Here is a 15,583-nt window from a genome sequence, read left to right as displayed (position 1 = left end):
ATGTCGCGAGCAATTGCAGTTACGCCACGTAATGAAGTGGCGGGGCATTTTGGTAAAGCTGCTGCTTTTTTGGTTTTTGATAAGCAAGGGCAACTGGTTACTACGCTGGAAAATACCGGAAGCCGTGAGATTGGCTGTAAGCACAAAAAGCGTCTTCAGCGTCAGCTCAGCGATCTGGGTGTGAGCGAAATAACGCTGGGAAATGTAGGCAAGCGCTCACTGGCCAGGTTACTACAGGCTGGTTTCTCGGTAACCCGTGTGCCTGTACGGAGTCAGGTTTCTGCGGTGCTGGGCGGTAGTATTGTCGGAGAGCTGCTGACATCGCCTGAGCAGGGGCGGCCGTGCAAACGAGAGAAAGGAGATTGTGGCTGTGGTTGTGGCAGTAAGAAGAAACCGGCACCAGTCAAAATTGGTACAGCAATGAATACTAAACTGTCATTGTCGGGTCTGACTAAGGTAGGAGGACTTAAGTTATGACTTTCTTGCTGACAGTGATGATTTTTCTGCTGGTTATTGTCGCCATGGCGATAGGCTGGGTCGTGAAGAAAAAAACAATTAAGGGCAGTTGTGGCGGCTTGGCCGGAGTCGGGGTCGAAAAGGAATGTAACTGCGACGAGACGTGTGACAGCCACAAGCTATATCAGATCAGCGAGCCTGAGAAAAAGTGATCCCGGCCGGGATCACTTAGCTGTGTTGTCGCAGCACGGCAACGCGTTTGGTGATAGTCTCGCTGACTATCTGCCGCAGCCATTCGACTCTCGGGTGGCTGCCATTTCGGCGCAGCCACAACATGTTGATATCAAAATCAGGGATCTTCACCGGTGGCGGACACTGGGTGAGGTTATCATGAAAAATATCGACACGAGCCATCAGGGTCGACACGACACAAATCAGGTTCCGTCCTGTTAGCAAGTGACGAATTGTCATGAAGTTACTCGAGCCGACAGCAATATGGCGGCTAACTCCTTGTTGTAGCAGCTGACTATCAATAGCACTGGCGAGCTTGCCGTCGGGAGTCACAAGCGCCTGCGGCGTTGCGATGTAATGGGCCAGATCGACAGGTACTGATAACCCGGTGGCCTGGCTGTCGAACAGGCAGACATGATCTTCGGTATAAAGATGCTGGCTATCGAACGCCCTCGGCAGATCCTTCATGGATCCAATAACCAGGTTGATTTTCTGCTCTTCAATGGCGGACTGGTAGTTGTTGCGATCCACATTGCAGAAGCTGAGCTGACACTGGGGAGCCTGTACAGTAATAGCATCGAATAGGGCCGGAGCAAACAGAAGCTCGGCATAGTCGGTAAGGCCGATACGGAAGCTGCCCTGATAGTCCTGGGGGGTAAAATCGCTCGGCTGGAGGATCTCGGTAGTGACAAGGTGAAGAATGTTGTCGATGACAGGGGCCAGCTCGACAGCTTTGTCGGTCGCAATCATCTGGTGCCCCTGACGTTCGAACAGCGGATCATTGATCAGTGCCCGCAGCCTAGATAGGTTATGGCTCATGGCAGACTGTCCGATGGATAACCTGGCAGCAGCCTTGGTGACGCTCCGGGTTTCCATCAGGGCAGAAAATGCAATTAAGAGGTTAAGATCTACCCCCCGCCAGTTGATATTGTTCACGTTTGTTCCTATTCCCCTGATCAGCGACAGATATCGGCAAACATGGGATCGCACAGCAATAGCAGATCCTCGGTTTCTAATTCGACGCCGGCCATACGATCACCGCTGCTGATATTCACTTTGTGGTGCTTTTTGATGCTGTGATCAAAAATGACCGGCAGCGGACGTTTCAGTCCGACCGGTGCCACGGTACCGATCACCAGGCCTGTGACTTTTTCGACATCGCTGGCATCGGCGCACGTCATACGGCGGCAGCCAAACATCGCACGGACTTTTTTCGGGTCAACTTGCGCGGGACCCGGTACGCAGGCCAGCACGTGGAATCCGCCCATGTCTCTTAGCAGGATAGATTTGACCATCTGCTCGGGGTTCACTCCACGTTCATGGGCCGCTTCATCAACGGTTTTGGCTGGTTTGGTGTGGGGCAGGAGCCGGTATTCGACGCCTTCTTGCTCCAAATAAAAGGTAACAGGTGTTTGCATTGCTTATTGATCATCTTCCAGCGAGTAAGGCAGCGGCTGTTTGTGCCAGATCGATGTCTGTTCGGCAAGGCGGAACTGGCTGTCTTCATCCAAATCATTGGGCAGGCCAACAAGTGCGATAGCCTGGTCGTCGGTAAATTTATAGGCGGCGATAATCGTTCCGCCCTTGCGCCAGTTTTCGCCGATACTGCGCTCGAGGGCATCCCCGGGCTGCGGGCATTGCTCTGCTTCACCATGAACAATATACATGGCCCGCTTGTTAGTCCCGCGGTATTTGGCCCGTGCCACAGTTTCCTGACCGGTATAGCAGCCTTTCTTGAAGCTAATACCATCGACGGCCTGCAAGTTCATTGCTTGAGGAATGAACTCCAGCTCGGTTGCTGCCTCGACGCGCGGGATCGCGTGCTGAATATCGTAGAGATCCCACAGTGTGCTATCGGACAGCTCTGCGTCTGCTGCCAGCTTCTCGGCGATGGTTTCAGCCTGATCTGCCGCAACGGCAATTAGCCAGCGCTGTTTATCAATCTGTACTGCGGTCCCGCCAGGAATGGCGCGGACATCACCTTCACCGCCAAACTCACGCTCAACCACCTCGCCAGCCTTGCTACCGGTCAGGCCTAGCAGAACATCGTTGCTTTGTTCGATGTCGACTTTGGAAAAGATGGCATATTTTTTCAGTTCAGGCAGTTGGGTGGCCATAACGCTCTGACGCTGAAAGCAACCGTAGCCATCACGGTGGTGGAATAAGCGAAATACGGTGCGCATCTTGCCCTTGGCATCGCAATGGGCTCCCAGGGTAGACTGCTCGGCAGTGAGGCCGACGACATCGCAGGTAACCTGACCTTGCAGGTATGATTTTTTGTCTTCGCCAACCAGGGTGATCAGGCCCCAGTCAGTGAGGTCGACCAGCGCCAGCTCCGGTAGGCTGTCTTGGGAAGATAAAGCAATAGGTTTGAAATTCAGAACGTTTGACCAGGTGCTCATAGGATTTCCATGATGTGCAGGTAACTTGCCGGAGGCTTTGCTCTTCTCGGCCTGAGAATTGGCAGAGCAAGGGCGGCGAGTTACTTTGGTTGGGTGAATATCTCTGTTTCTGCTATGTTAAATCGCCGGCAGGCATTTGTCAGCATATATACCCAAGCTACGGCAAAGTGCTTGAGTATACACCTGATTAGTTTGGCTGATTATTATGGATCATAGGTCTCATCTTAGTGCATTGCTTGTTCCTGCGCATAGTCGGCCCGGGCCTTGGCTGCTAGTATTGGGCAAATTGTAAAACGACCATATTGAACGTTGAGGTTGTATATGTTGAGTGCAGATGAAAAAGCACGGGTAAAGTGGGCATGCCGACGCGGTATGCTGGAGTTGGATGTGATCATCATGCCTTTTTTCGAAGAGTGCTTTGATGATCTGCCCGAGCAGGAGCAGCGGGACTTTATTTCTTTGCTGACTTGCGATGATCCGGATCTGTTTACATGGGTTATGCAGCACGGTAGGAGTGACAACCCTGCCCATGCGGCGATGGTGGACAGAATTGTCGCCCACAACAACAGCAAGCTTCGCTGATCTTGATATAACCCCATCTCGATTAATGGCTGTCGCACTGACACTCCTCTATGTTGGTGCGGCAAGCCTGTTATTGCTTTCCTGGTTTCGTAACACTCTTCCTTTTCCGCTGGTCATTGTCTGCCTGGAGTTCTTATGGTTCGAATGGCTGCAGCGTCTTATTGACTGCCGTCTGATGCAGGGAAGGCTGGTGGTCAAATCGTCTGGTGAACTGCAGTGGCAGCAGCAATCGTGGGTGGTTGATCAGGTTAAAATTCGCTCTCGCTATCTGCTGCTTTGGCGACTGCGTCAGAATGATCAGCGATGTTGGTTATTGATTTGTCATGATGCATGTGAAGAAGCGGAATATCGTTCGCTGTCTTTGATATGCCATCACTTGGTTATTGATTCGGCCAGTAAATAATAAATATAAAATTTATTTTTACGGTTGATTTTATCGAAATCTAATTACCTTTCAGTGTTTTATTCCTTATTTTGCGCTTTGTGGCCATTCGCCATAACCTTCATTCCCTAAAGGTATTGCCTTCAGGGCCGATATCTTTTTCGTAATAGTACTGCCGAAACACGGTTATCTGCCCATACCTGGCGCAGGTGATTAGGCAAGGACGATGTAGAAATGAAAATTAAATATAAATTATTAGGACTTACCGCTCTGGCGGTTGTCGCTCTATTGGCTGTATTGGGGATGACCTGGAAGGCAAATGAGCGGGTGATGAAGATCAATGACTCTAGTGCGGCAGTTAGCCAGCTAGAGGTGATTTTGCTTAACTTGCGCCGTAACGAGAAAGATTTCCTGATGCGGATGGATATGAAGTATCAGGGCAAGTACCAGAAAAACTATGATGCCTTTCAGTCCCAGCTGACTGTGTTGAAAGGCGACTTAGCGTCGTTGTCTATTGCTATTCCGAGCCTTGAAACCTTGCCGGGTGCGATGCAGAACTACCAGGTAGGAATGATGGCCCTGATCAAGGGCTATCAGCAGCTTGGACTAACGTCTTCTGATGGCCTGTTCCGTGAGTTTTTTGAATCTTCAGAGCAACTGGTTAATGCCGCCAGCGATCAGGATCGAGACATTTTGGAAGCCTATAGTCTTGAGGAGGCAGCCAAGCTATTTCTTGTGACGGGTAAAAAGGAATATCTCGAGGACTATCAGGCAGCTTCTGCCCGCTATAGCCAAAAGCTAGCCGACGATTTTGGGCCTGTCTATACCCGCTTTGCCGATACGACCGACATAATCATTACCCAACAACAGACTATTGGCTTGAACCATAATCTCGGGTTGCGAGGAGAAATTCGTAAGCAATCCCATATGGTTGAGGAAGTCTTTTCAGAGGTTGTCCAGCAGCTTGAAGAAAAGGTTGCTGCTGAGCGGAGCTTGATCAGCCAGCTAACCATAGCTGCTGTGTTGGTGGTGATTATCGCATTGGTCAGCCTGTCATGGTTTATCAGTCAGTCGATCCAGCGTAGGGTGCAGACACTGAGTCAGTTGATGGCGAATATTGCGGCGAGCAACGATCTTACCCAAATCGCCGATGAGAGCGGTAATGATGAGCTTGGTGAAATGGCGACGAACTTTAACGGCCTGTTGGCAAGCTTGCGTAATCTGGTAGGTAATGTGCAGGGAGCCGTGACCGAGCTGGGTGCTGCATCAGAACAGCTTCAGAGTCGTAGCCAGGAGTCGGAAAAGGCGATGGAGCAGCAGCCGTCTGAAACGGACTCAGTGGCAACCGCGATCACCGAAATGGGGGTAACGATCCGCGAAATAGCTTCGAATACCGAAAATGCGGCAGCCAATGCCGACCAGAGCTATAACGGGGCGCAGGAAGGCCTGAATGAGGTGATTGCAACCAAAGAGCGTATTCGGGCCCTGTCTGACGACCTTTCACAGACCAGCGACGAGGTAGCCAGCCTGTCGACGTTGTCTGAAAACATTGGTTCGGTATTGGATGTAATCATGGCCATTGCTGAGCAGACCAACCTGCTGGCACTGAATGCAGCGATTGAAGCGGCACGGGCCGGTGAGCAGGGACGGGGTTTTGCTGTCGTTGCCGACGAGGTACGTTCTCTGGCATTGCGCACCCGTCAATCGACGGAGGAAATCACGACGATCATCGCTTCGTTGCAGGAGCAAACCGATCAGGTGGTGGTCCATATCGGGCGTTGCCGTGAGCAGGGTGACCTGAGTGTGACCCAGGCAGATAGTGCAGAAGTTCGGATCAACCAGATCATGAGCGATATGCAGCTGATCATGGATACCAGTACGCAGATTGCGGCAGCAGTCGAGCAGCAAAGCCTGGTGTCAGATGAAATTGGCCAGAACGTCACTTCGATCCGTGATATTACCAATCTCAACTCCTCGGTGGCGCATGAGAATGCCCTGGCAGCCAACGCGGTAGCTAATCAGGCTTCTTCTCTTGATGAGGCTATTGCGGAATTTAAGGTTTAATAGCAGGTACGAGATCCTAGGTAGAGCGGGACAAGCAGGCCTTAGGGAGAGCAAGAGTTTGACACTTCTCTTAGACTTTTGGACCCTGGGCCACTAAAAAGCGAGAGGTTTCTACCTCTCGCTTTTTTTATCTCGAATTGGGTACGGGTCCTAGGAACTAGCCCCTCAACACGGTTGATCCGGGGTGAGGACGGTTGGCTGCGAGCTTTCCTGCTGTTCCGGGAAGTCGAGGTTGTAATGCAGGCCGAGGCTCTCTTTTCGCTCCAGCGCGCAACGTACCATCAGCTTGGCAACCTGCAGCAGGTTACGTAGCTCTAGCAGGTTATTGGAGACCCTGAAGTTGCTGTAGTACTCGTTCACTTCTTCGTTGAGCAACTGGATACGGCGCATGGCACGTTCGAGACGCTTGGTGGTTCGTACGATACCGACATAATCCCACATGAACAGGCGAAGCTCATGCCAGTTGTGCTGGATCACGACTTCTTCGTCTGAGCAGTTAACCTGGCTCTCGTCCCAGCTAGGCAGGCTTGAAGGCAGGCTGACATGGTCTAGTTTGTGCGTAATGCTCTCGGCAGCCGCCCAGGCATAGACTACGCACTCCAGCAGCGAGTTCGATGCCATACGGTTGGCACCATGAAGACCGGTGTAGCTGACTTCGCCGATAGCATAGAGACCGTCGAGATCCGTGCGTCCTTCCTTGTCTACGATAACGCCGCCACAGGTATAGTGGGCAGCCGGGACAATCGGGATCGGCTCTTTGGTGATATCGATACCGAACCCCAGCAGCTTCTCGTAGATTGTCGGGAAGTGCTTCTGGACAAAGTCGGTCGGCTTGTGGCTGATATCCAGGTACATGCAGTCTGCACCCAGGCGCTTCATTTCAAAATCGATGGCACGGGCTACGACATCACGGGGAGCCAGTTCGGCGCGCTCGTCGAAATCCTTCATAAAGCGGCTGCCGTCAGGGCGGCGCAGATAGGCTCCTTCGCCTCGCAGGGCCTCGGTCAGCAGAAAGTTTCGCGCTTCCGGGTGGAACAGGCAAGTTGGGTGGAACTGGTTAAACTCGAGATTGGCAACCCGGCAACCTGCTCGCCAGGCCATGGCGATACCATCGCCGGAAGATACGTCGGGGTTTGAGGTATATTGGTAGACCTTCGAGGCGCCGCCTGTTGCCAGAACGACAAACTTGGCCCGGACGGTTTCGACCACTTCCTGATTACGGTTCCAGATGTAGGCACCCAGCACCCGGTTTGGCTCGTCGCAACGGCCTAACTTCTGGTTGGTGATTAAGTCCAGCGCATTGTGGCGCTCTAACACCTCAATATTCGGGTGGTTGTGAACATTGTCCTGGAGTGAGTTTTGTACTGCCATACCGGTGGCATCTGCAGCATGCAGGATCCGGCGGTGGCTGTGGCCGCCCTCGCGGGTCAGGTGGTAGCGAGGTGCATCGTCACTGTCGCTTTCCTCGCGGTCAAAAGGCACCCCGCCGTCGATCAGCCACTGGACACAGTGCTTGGCGTTTTCGGCAATGAAGCGAACGACCTCTTCATCGCAAAGGTGTGCACCGGCTACCTGAGTGTCCTGGACATGAGATTCAACACTGTCCGATTCGTCAAAGACGGCTGCAATCCCGCCTTGGGCATAATAGGTGGCACCTTCGCTGCGTGGTCCTTTGCTCAGGACAATGACTTTCCCTAGTGGCGCTAGGCGTAATGCCAGCGATAGTCCGGCAGCGCCACTACCAATGACTAGCACATCACACTGATGTTCACGGTTTTCGTTCATATCGATATCATATCCCTGTGGTAATCATCCTATGTTACCAAATTCCATCTCAATTGGTCATTTTTGACTGTTAGTTAACCACTTATCGTCTTGACGCGGTATAATGTTCAGTTAATAGCAATTGTTATATACCCAAGCATCTTGAGGTAGCTTGGGTATACTGCTTCATTGCGGATAAAAAATCGCGCACTATTAATGAGAAATTATTTCTTTCGCACGGGGAACTTTGCTTTTATCGCCGAGTCTTAGATAGTGCTCATGCTCATATTTTTCATACAACCCTGTTTTGACTGAGCTTTAAACTGTGTAACCAAGCGCGTTTAGGTTTAATTTACACGGTTTTGGGGCTTTGCTCCCACAGTTGGCAGGCGAGTTAGAAATCGCGAGTGAAAGACGGATATAGGAGTACACGCTCGAATGAGCGAGCAGCAAACTGATCAGGTATTAATTGAGCGGGTACAGCGAGGTGACAAGCAGGCATTTAATCTGCTGGTGGTTAAATACCAAAATAAGGTGTGTAGCCTGGTTGCCCGATATGTCAGCAACTCCGGTGACGTGCCGGATGTCGCTCAGGAAGCGTTTATAAAAGCGTATCGCGCTTTGCCGACATTTCGTGGGGAAAGTGCGTTTTACACATGGCTGTACCGAATTGCCGTCAATACGGCGAAAAACTATTTGGTTGCCCAGGGACGCCGTCCGCCGGCGTCAGATGTCGATGCAGAAGAGGCTGAATACTACGAAAGTGGAAATGCCTTGAAAGAAATATCGAACCCTGAGAACCAAATGTTGTCAGATGAATTGAAGCGGGTAGTCTTTAGTACCATTGAAGCATTACCGGATGATCTCAAAACAGCAATCACATTGCGCGAGCTGGAAGGTTTGAGCTATGAAGAAATTGCCGAAGTCATGGGATGTCCGGTTGGTACGGTAAGATCACGTATTTTCCGTGCACGAGAGGCGGTCGAAAAACGGATTCGTCCTCTAATGCAGCGATAAATGTTAAGCCAATACGGTGAAAAAAATGGCTGATAAACAAAAGATTTCGGCACTATTAGATGGTGAAGAACTGGATCAGAGCATTATTAATGCCTTGGCCGTTGATGATGACAGCCAGCAAACTTGGCAGCACTTTAATCTGATCGGTGATGTAATGCGGGGGGAAGCGCCGCAAAACAAGGATTGGGATATTGCTGCGAGCGTCGCGATGGCGTTGGAAAATGAGCCGGCACATACCGGTGTCTCAGAAGCCAGCGCAGAGCCTGCCCGAGTGGTTCAGCTTGCCACGGTCCGTGAAACGGCCGAGCCGCAACCGACACCGCAACAGGCAAAACGCACCCTGCCAGCTTGGTTGACTCAATTTGGCCAGGTGGCTGTCGCAGCCTGTGTCTCTTTGGCAGTGATTGTCGGTGTTCAGCAGTACAACGGTGGTGACGATGGCGTCGTCAGCAACCCTGCTGATTCACAGCTCCCGGTATTACAGACCATTCCTTTTGCCGGTACGGCCGAACCTGTTAGTCTGACCCGAGATTCTGTGCGCAGTAATAGCCATGCCGCGCCGAGTGAAGCCCAAGTGATGGAGCAGCGACGCCGTATTAATGCGATGCTTCAGGATTATGAACTCCAGCTGCGTTTGAATGCCGAAGACGGCAGTATTGATAAAACTTTGTTAGAAACAAACTGATCTGGCGGATAAATGAGAAAGATTCTGGTCGGTGTAGTGACACTGGTCAGCCTTATGATGCCATTGCAAGCCTCTGCGGAAGACTCAGTTTCTTCTGCAGAGGCTTTGTTGCATCAAATGGATGAGGCTAGCCGTGGGCTCAGCTATGAGCTGTCGTACATACTTATCAAGAAAAACAGTATTGAGCCGTTACGTTATCGCCATACCTTTGAAGACGGCGAGACATACGCGCACCTGGTTTACCTGAGCGGTCCGCCGCGAGAGGTTATCCAGCGGGGCAGCGAGGTGAGCTATTTTGAACCGGGTCTCGATCCGTTCACCATCAACAGCAACAAGATGGTTGCGCCTCTGCCGCCGATCATGAAGTCAGATATCGAGGAGCTGGCGCAGTTCTATGACTTCATTTCAATGGGGCGGGCCCGGGAAGCGGGCGTGGCCTGTGATGTCGTTCGTATTGCGCCGAAAGACGGGGCGCGCTATTCCTATCTGATATGGATTGATACCCGGAGCAAGCTGGTAATGCGGGCCGATCTGCTGGACCGCGACGGTGAGCCGCTTGAGCAGTATCGTGCCGTCTCCTATGTCGTGAACCCGAAAGTCGGGGATGTATTGAGAAGCCTGAAAACCGTCGAGCTGCCAGCGGTGGTCAAATTGCCTCCGCAGCCTCAGGCGGAGCTGAGCTGGCATGCCAACTGGCTGCCTCAGGGGTTTGAATCGGTATCCCGTAATCGTCATCGCCTGATGATGACCGAGCGTCCGGTCGAGAGCAAAATGTACAGTGATGGCCTGTTTAGCTTCTCTATCTATGTCTCGTCTGCCGACAGCTTTACTGTCAGGGAGCAACTGGTACGTCAGGGGCGCAGAACCCTGCACAGCTACCTGCTCAAGGATAAAGAAGTGACGGTGGTGGGTGATATTCCACCGGCGACAGCCCGTCGTGTGGCTGAGTCTGTCGCGTTTCTGAGCGGTAAGGCCAATGCTGCCGGAGAAACGACGCCATGATGCGCTCATTGGCGACGGTAATAGCCGTCGAGCCCGGTGTCATTACGGTGACCTGTCAGCAGCAGACCAGTTGTGGCCACTGTGCGTCACGTGATAGCTGCGGAACCGGTATCGTCAGCAAGGCGGTGCCGGGACGTAGTCATCTGGTACAAATAGCGACCCGGACTCGGGTATCGATTGGCGAAGTCGTCGAAATCGGCTTGCCTGAGCAAAGTATGTTGCATTCGGCAGTACTGGTTTATGTGCTGCCTTTGCTATCCTTAGTGCTGGGAGCAGTATTCGGGCAGTGGTGGTTTGTTGAATTGGCCGGTGGTGGTGAGCTGGGAGTGATCCTGACGGCAGTGTTGAGTGCGGCCGCAGGCTTGTTGCTGGCACGTCGTCTGGCAAAGCGCCTGGAAGGCAATTCGGCCTATAAACCGAACCTGATTCGGGTGTTGGGCAACCCCATATCTGCCGACAGCACAATAAATGCCGCATCGAAAGATAGCGACTAGCCGTTAAATTCGGTAGAATCTGTCAACTTGATCTGTAGATCCCATTCATTTTTAATCACGAGTTAGTCACGCCAATTCATGAAGCACATTCGTAACTTTTCGATTATTGCACATATCGACCATGGTAAGTCGACCCTATCTGACCGTCTAATCCAAGTCTGCGGCGGCCTTTCCGATCGTGAAATGGAAGCGCAGGTTCTGGACTCCATGGACCTTGAACGCGAACGCGGTATCACCATCAAAGCCCAGAGCGTGACGCTCGACTATAAGGCGAAAGATGGTGAGACTTATCAGCTTAACTTTATCGACACCCCGGGACATGTTGACTTCTCCTATGAAGTTTCACGTTCTCTGGCAGCCTGTGAAGGTGCGCTGCTGGTGGTCGATGCCGGTCAGGGGGTAGAAGCCCAGACGCTGGCCAACTGTTACACCGCCATTGAGATGGAACTGGAAGTCGTGCCGATTTTGAACAAAATCGACCTGCCGGCTGCCGATCCTGAGCGTGTTTCAGAAGAAATTGAAGAAATCGTCGGTATCGATGCACTGGAAGCGACCCGTTGTTCGGCGAAAACAGGCTTGGGTGTCGAGGATGTTCTGGAGAATATCGTCTCGGCGATCCCTTCACCGGAAGGTGATCCTGACGCGCCGCTACAGGCACTGATCATCGACTCATGGTTTGATAACTACCTGGGTGTTGTCTCATTGGTTCGTATCAAAAACGGCGAACTGAAGAAAAACGACAAGATCAAGGTCATGAGTACCGGCCAGGTTTGGGGTGTAGACCGTATTGGTATCTTCACGCCGAAGCAGGTTGATACCGATATCTTGCGTACCGGTGAGGTTGGCTGGGTTGTTTGTGGTATCAAGGACATCCTGGGCGCGCCGGTGGGCGATACCCTGACGCACGCCAAGCACGGTAGCGAAGAAGCACTACCTGGCTTTAAGAAAGTGAAGCCTCAGGTTTATGCCGGCCTGTTCCCGGTATCATCTGATGACTATGAGAACTTCCGTGATGCGCTGGGCAAGCTAAGCCTGAACGATGCGTCACTGTTCTACGAGCCGGAAAACTCGGCGGCACTGGGCTTTGGTTTCCGCTGTGGCTTCCTCGGGATGCTACACATGGAAATCATCCAGGAGCGTCTGGAGCGTGAGTACAACCTGGATCTGATCACCACGGCACCGACAGTGGTGTACGAGGTTAAGAAGACCAACGGCGAGCAGATTTATGTTGATAGCCCGGCCAAGCTACCGGCAGTCAACGACGTCGAAGTCATGGGTGAGCCGATTGCCCGCTGTAACATTCTGGTACCGAGCGAATACCTGGGTAATGTGATCACCCTGTGTGTTGAAAAGCGTGGTGTTCAGGTGGATATGGTTTACCACGGTAACCAGGTTGCCCTGACCTACGATATTCCGATGTCGGAAGTGGTACTGGACTTCTTTGACCGCCTGAAATCAACATCTCGCGGTTATGCATCTCTGGATTATAACTTCCAGCGTTATGAAGAGTCTGACATGGTTCGTGTCGACATTCTGCTTAACGGTGACCGTGTCGATGCACTGGCCATTATCACCCATAAAGATAATGCCCAGTACCGCGGCCGTGAGCTGGTTGAGAAGATGAAGGAATTTATCCCTCGCCAGATGTTCGATATCGCGATCCAGGCAGCCATCGGTAACCACATCATTGCGCGATCGACTGTAAAGCAGCTACGTAAGAACGTAATCGCGAAGTGTTACGGTGGTGACGTAAGCCGTAAGAAGAAACTGCTACAGAAGCAGAAAGAAGGTAAGAAGCGTATGAAGCAGATCGGTAACGTCGAGCTGCCTCAGGAAGCATTCTTGGCGATTCTGCATGTAGGTAAAGACAAGTAAGTAACTACTTTACTCATTGTCATTGCCTCAGAAAGCATACCAATGGCCGGAGGCAACTCCGGTGTTCTGAAGCAAGTGTCAATGAGCAGTGCAGCAAGGGTTTCTTGCTGCACTGTTACATTTATTAGGGATTAAAATGGCTAATACTTTTTCGCTAATTCTGGTACTGGCGACGCTGGTAACCGGGATCATTTGGGCATTGGATAAATTTATCTGGGCGCCGAAGCGCCAATTGAAAATTGAAGCTGCCGCCGCAAATGCCGGCGATCAAGTCGATGCTAAAACCCTGCAAGCCGTAGCACCGCAACCGAGCTGGGTGGAATCAGCCAGCTCGATGTTTCCGGTGATTGCGCTAATTATGGTATTTCGCTCTTTTATTTATGAGCCGTTCCAGATCCCATCCGGTTCGATGATGCCGACATTGCTTGTTGGTGACTTCATCCTGGTTGAGAAATATGCCTACGGTCTCCGTGATCCTGTTTTCCGTCACAAGCTGGTTGAAACGGGCGAGCCGGAGCGTGGTGATATTGTGGTCTTTAAGTTTCCGCCTCAACCTCAAATTGACTACATCAAGCGCGTAGTCGGTATGCCGGGCGACACGGTGCGTTATAGTGCCCACAAACAGATTTGTGTGGCACCCAAAGGGGCGACCGAGTGTAAGCCGGTGCCGCTGGAAAATATGACGGACAGCGAGTTCAGCCAGGGCATGACGCGTTTGGTTCAATTTAACGAAAAGCTGGGTGAACATGAACATCAGATCCTGGTGCATCCACTGAAGCGTGATCGTACGCTGGCTTATCAGCCGCGTCCGGGTGTCAGCGAGTGGGTTGTACCTGAAGGACAGTACTTCGTTATGGGTGATAACCGCGACAACAGTGCAGATAGCCGTTATTGGGGCTTTGTGCCTGAAGCCAACCTGGTTGGCAAGGCGGTCGGGATCTGGATCAGCTTTGAGTTTGAACGAGGTGCTGATAGTGCACTTCCATCTTGGATTCCTACCGGTGTGCGCTTTAGCCGCATCGGTGGCATAAACTGATCGGGATAAAATGACATCTCCTGCAAATAGACTTCAGCGTAAGCTGGGTTACCAATTTAAGAATATTGATTTAATGACCCTGGCACTGACACACCGCAGTGCCAACGGGACGCATAACGAACGCCTGGAGTTTCTGGGCGACTCAATCCTGAGTTTCGTTATCGCAGATGATCTCTACCACCGTTTCCCGAATGTGGATGAAGGTGACATGAGCCGCATGCGTGCCACCCTGGTTCGTGGCAAGACCCTGGCTGAGCTTGGTCGTGAGTTTGATCTGGGTGATCACTTGCTGCTTGGTCCGGGCGAGCTCAAAAGTGGTGGTTTCCGTCGTGATTCCATTCTGGCTGACTGCGTGGAAGCGATTATCGGTGCCATCTACCTCGACAGCGATATCGAAGTGGTTCGCAAGATCGTGCTGGATTGGTATCAGTCGCGTTTGGATACCATCAAACCGGGTATCAACCAGAAAGATCCGAAGACACGTCTGCAAGAGTGTCTGCAGGGGCGTCGCTTGCCGCTTCCAGCATATACTGTAACTAAGGTACACGGTGAGGCTCACAATCAAGAGTTCACGGTACAGTGTGAAGTGACGGGCCTGGATAAGCCTGTTATCGGTAAGGGCGGCAGTCGGCGCAAGGCAGAGCAGGCAGCGGCAGAGATTGCGCTTAAGCAGTTGGAATCATGACAGATAAACAGCATTGCGGCTTTATTGCCATCGTCGGTCGACCGAATGTCGGCAAATCGACCCTATTAAACCGTCTGGTTGGCCAGAAGCTGTCAATCACCTCGCGTAAGCCACAGACTACGCGCCACCGCATTATGGGGGTTGATACCCGTGACGGTTACCAGGCTGTGTACGTGGATACGCCGGGACTTCATATCGAAGAGAAACGTACGATCAACCGGCTGATGAACCGTGCGGCCAGCAGCTCTCTGACGGATGTCGAGCTGGTTCTGTTTCTGGTAGACGGTACGATGTGGACCAACGATGACGAGATGGTATTGAACAAGCTGGCGAAGAGTCAGCTGCCGACGGTACTGCTGGTCAACAAGGTCGACAACGTCAAGGATAAGCACGAGCTGTTCCCGCATCTGGAAGAACTTTCTCGCAAAATGGAGTTTGTCGATGTGGTGCCGGTATCGGCCAAGCACGGTACCAATGTCGATGCGGTAGAAAAAATCGTTCGCCAGCACCTGCCGGAAGGGGAGTACTACTTCCCGGAAGAATATGTGACCGATCGTTCCCAGCGCTTTATGGCGTCGGAAATTATCCGTGAGAAGCTGATGCGCTTCCTGGGTGACGAGCTGCCGTATTCGGTGACGGTTGAAATCGAGCGTTTTGATTATAATCCGCGCACCAATGGCTTTGATATCAATGGTTTGATTCTGGTTGAACGTAAGGGCCAGAAGAAAATGGTGATCGGTAAAAATGGCGAGAAGATGAAAGTCATCGGCCGTGAAGCCCGTATTGATATGGAAGAGCTGTTCGAGCGCAAGGTATACCTGGAACTGTGGGTCAAAGTGAAGTCGGGCTGGGCAGATGACGAACGTGCACTGCGAAGCCTAGGTTATATTGACGACCTGTAAGGGACA

General features: G+C 51.9%; 17 protein-coding genes. 13 read left to right on the top strand and 4 right to left on the bottom strand.

Annotated elements, in window-relative coordinates:
• Both BIT28_RS08180 and nqrM read left to right on the top strand, forming a co-directional pair.
• On the top strand, nucleotides 1–477 hold the full coding sequence (locus tag BIT28_RS08180; protein ID WP_075763119.1) for a NifB/NifX family molybdenum-iron cluster-binding protein: 477 nt from the start codon (nucleotides 1–3) through the stop codon (nucleotides 475–477).
• Entirely contained in the window at nucleotides 474–668 is a 195-nt protein-coding gene (gene nqrM, locus BIT28_RS08175; protein ID WP_075763118.1) for a (Na+)-NQR maturation NqrM, read from the top strand. Before BIT28_RS08180 ends, nqrM begins: the two co-directional genes overlap by 4 nt.
• A gap of 16 nt (nucleotides 669–684) precedes the next feature.
• Here the strand turns inward: nqrM and BIT28_RS08170 are convergent, their stop codons facing one another.
• From BIT28_RS08170 to ygfZ, 3 genes are read right to left on the bottom strand one after another with little or no spacing between them, the layout of a single operon-like run.
• Nucleotides 685–1,623 (bottom strand): LysR substrate-binding domain-containing protein, encoded by a 939-nt coding sequence (locus BIT28_RS08170; protein ID WP_075763117.1) that lies wholly within the window; start codon nucleotides 1,621–1,623, stop codon nucleotides 685–687.
• A 20-nt stretch (nucleotides 1,624–1,643) separates the two neighbouring features.
• Nucleotides 1,644–2,105 carry an aminoacyl-tRNA deacylase gene (locus BIT28_RS08165; protein ID WP_075763116.1) on the bottom strand — a complete coding sequence of 154 codons (462 nt, stop codon included), beginning with the start codon at nucleotides 2,103–2,105 and terminating at the stop codon, nucleotides 1,644–1,646.
• A 3-nt stretch (nucleotides 2,106–2,108) separates the two neighbouring features.
• Nucleotides 2,109–3,089, bottom strand: a complete 981-nt coding sequence (ygfZ, locus tag BIT28_RS08160; protein WP_075763115.1) for a tRNA-modifying protein YgfZ — start codon at nucleotides 3,087–3,089, stop codon at nucleotides 2,109–2,111.
• A gap of 321 nt (nucleotides 3,090–3,410) precedes the next feature.
• Between ygfZ and BIT28_RS08155 the strand changes: the two genes are divergently transcribed.
• The 3 genes from BIT28_RS08155 (at nucleotide 3,411) to BIT28_RS08145 (ending at nucleotide 6,117) form a co-directional block, all read left to right on the top strand.
• Entirely contained in the window at nucleotides 3,411–3,671 is a 261-nt protein-coding gene (locus tag BIT28_RS08155; protein ID WP_075763114.1) for an FAD assembly factor SdhE, read from the top strand.
• On the top strand, nucleotides 3,640–4,074 hold the full coding sequence (locus BIT28_RS08150; RefSeq protein ID WP_175577500.1) for a protein YgfX: 435 nt from the start codon (nucleotides 3,640–3,642) through the stop codon (nucleotides 4,072–4,074). Before BIT28_RS08155 ends, BIT28_RS08150 begins: the two co-directional genes overlap by 32 nt.
• A gap of 213 nt (nucleotides 4,075–4,287) precedes the next feature.
• Nucleotides 4,288–6,117 carry a methyl-accepting chemotaxis protein gene (locus BIT28_RS08145; RefSeq protein WP_075763112.1) on the top strand — a complete coding sequence of 610 codons (1,830 nt, stop codon included), beginning with the start codon at nucleotides 4,288–4,290 and terminating at the stop codon, nucleotides 6,115–6,117.
• A 165-nt stretch (nucleotides 6,118–6,282) separates the two neighbouring features.
• On the opposite strand, the gene nadB is transcribed toward BIT28_RS08145, so the two are convergent.
• Nucleotides 6,283–7,902 (bottom strand): L-aspartate oxidase, encoded by a 1,620-nt coding sequence (nadB, locus tag BIT28_RS08140; protein WP_075763111.1) that lies wholly within the window; start codon nucleotides 7,900–7,902, stop codon nucleotides 6,283–6,285.
• A 417-nt stretch (nucleotides 7,903–8,319) separates the two neighbouring features.
• On the opposite strand from nadB, the gene rpoE reads away from it, so the two are divergent.
• The 8 genes from rpoE (at nucleotide 8,320) to era (ending at nucleotide 15,577) form a co-directional block, all read left to right on the top strand.
• Nucleotides 8,320–8,898 (top strand): RNA polymerase sigma factor RpoE, encoded by a 579-nt coding sequence (gene rpoE / locus BIT28_RS08135; protein WP_075763110.1) that lies wholly within the window; start codon nucleotides 8,320–8,322, stop codon nucleotides 8,896–8,898.
• A 25-nt stretch (nucleotides 8,899–8,923) separates the two neighbouring features.
• On the top strand, nucleotides 8,924–9,583 hold the full coding sequence (locus tag BIT28_RS08130; RefSeq protein ID WP_075763109.1) for an RseA family anti-sigma factor: 660 nt from the start codon (nucleotides 8,924–8,926) through the stop codon (nucleotides 9,581–9,583).
• Nucleotides 9,584–9,595: 12 nt separating this feature from the next.
• Nucleotides 9,596–10,585, top strand: a complete 990-nt coding sequence (rseB, locus tag BIT28_RS08125) for a sigma-E factor regulatory protein RseB (RefSeq protein ID WP_075763108.1) — start codon at nucleotides 9,596–9,598, stop codon at nucleotides 10,583–10,585.
• The gene (locus BIT28_RS08120; protein ID WP_075763107.1) at nucleotides 10,582–11,079 is read left to right on the top strand and encodes a SoxR reducing system RseC family protein; all 498 of its coding nucleotides are present in this window, start codon (nucleotides 10,582–10,584) and stop codon (nucleotides 11,077–11,079) included. Before rseB ends, BIT28_RS08120 begins: the two co-directional genes overlap by 4 nt.
• Nucleotides 11,080–11,157: 78 nt before the next feature.
• Nucleotides 11,158–12,954, top strand: a complete 1,797-nt coding sequence (lepA, locus tag BIT28_RS08115) for a translation elongation factor 4 (RefSeq protein WP_075763106.1) — start codon at nucleotides 11,158–11,160, stop codon at nucleotides 12,952–12,954.
• Between the two features lie 136 nt (nucleotides 12,955–13,090).
• Nucleotides 13,091–13,990, top strand: a complete 900-nt coding sequence (lepB, locus tag BIT28_RS08110) for a signal peptidase I (protein WP_075763105.1) — start codon at nucleotides 13,091–13,093, stop codon at nucleotides 13,988–13,990.
• Nucleotides 13,991–14,000: 10 nt separating this feature from the next.
• Entirely contained in the window at nucleotides 14,001–14,675 is a 675-nt protein-coding gene (gene rnc / locus BIT28_RS08105; RefSeq protein WP_075763104.1) for a ribonuclease III, read from the top strand.
• Nucleotides 14,672–15,577, top strand: a complete 906-nt coding sequence (era, locus tag BIT28_RS08100; protein WP_075763103.1) for a GTPase Era — start codon at nucleotides 14,672–14,674, stop codon at nucleotides 15,575–15,577. Before rnc ends, era begins: the two co-directional genes overlap by 4 nt.
• The last annotated feature ends 6 nt before the right edge of the window (nucleotides 15,578–15,583 follow it).

Origin of the sequence: Photobacterium proteolyticum (assembly GCF_001939735.1) — a bacterium.
In the GTDB taxonomy this organism is placed as follows: Bacteria; Pseudomonadota; Gammaproteobacteria; order Enterobacterales; family Vibrionaceae; genus Photobacterium; species Photobacterium proteolyticum.
This window is presented reverse-complemented; position numbering and strand designations above follow the sequence as displayed.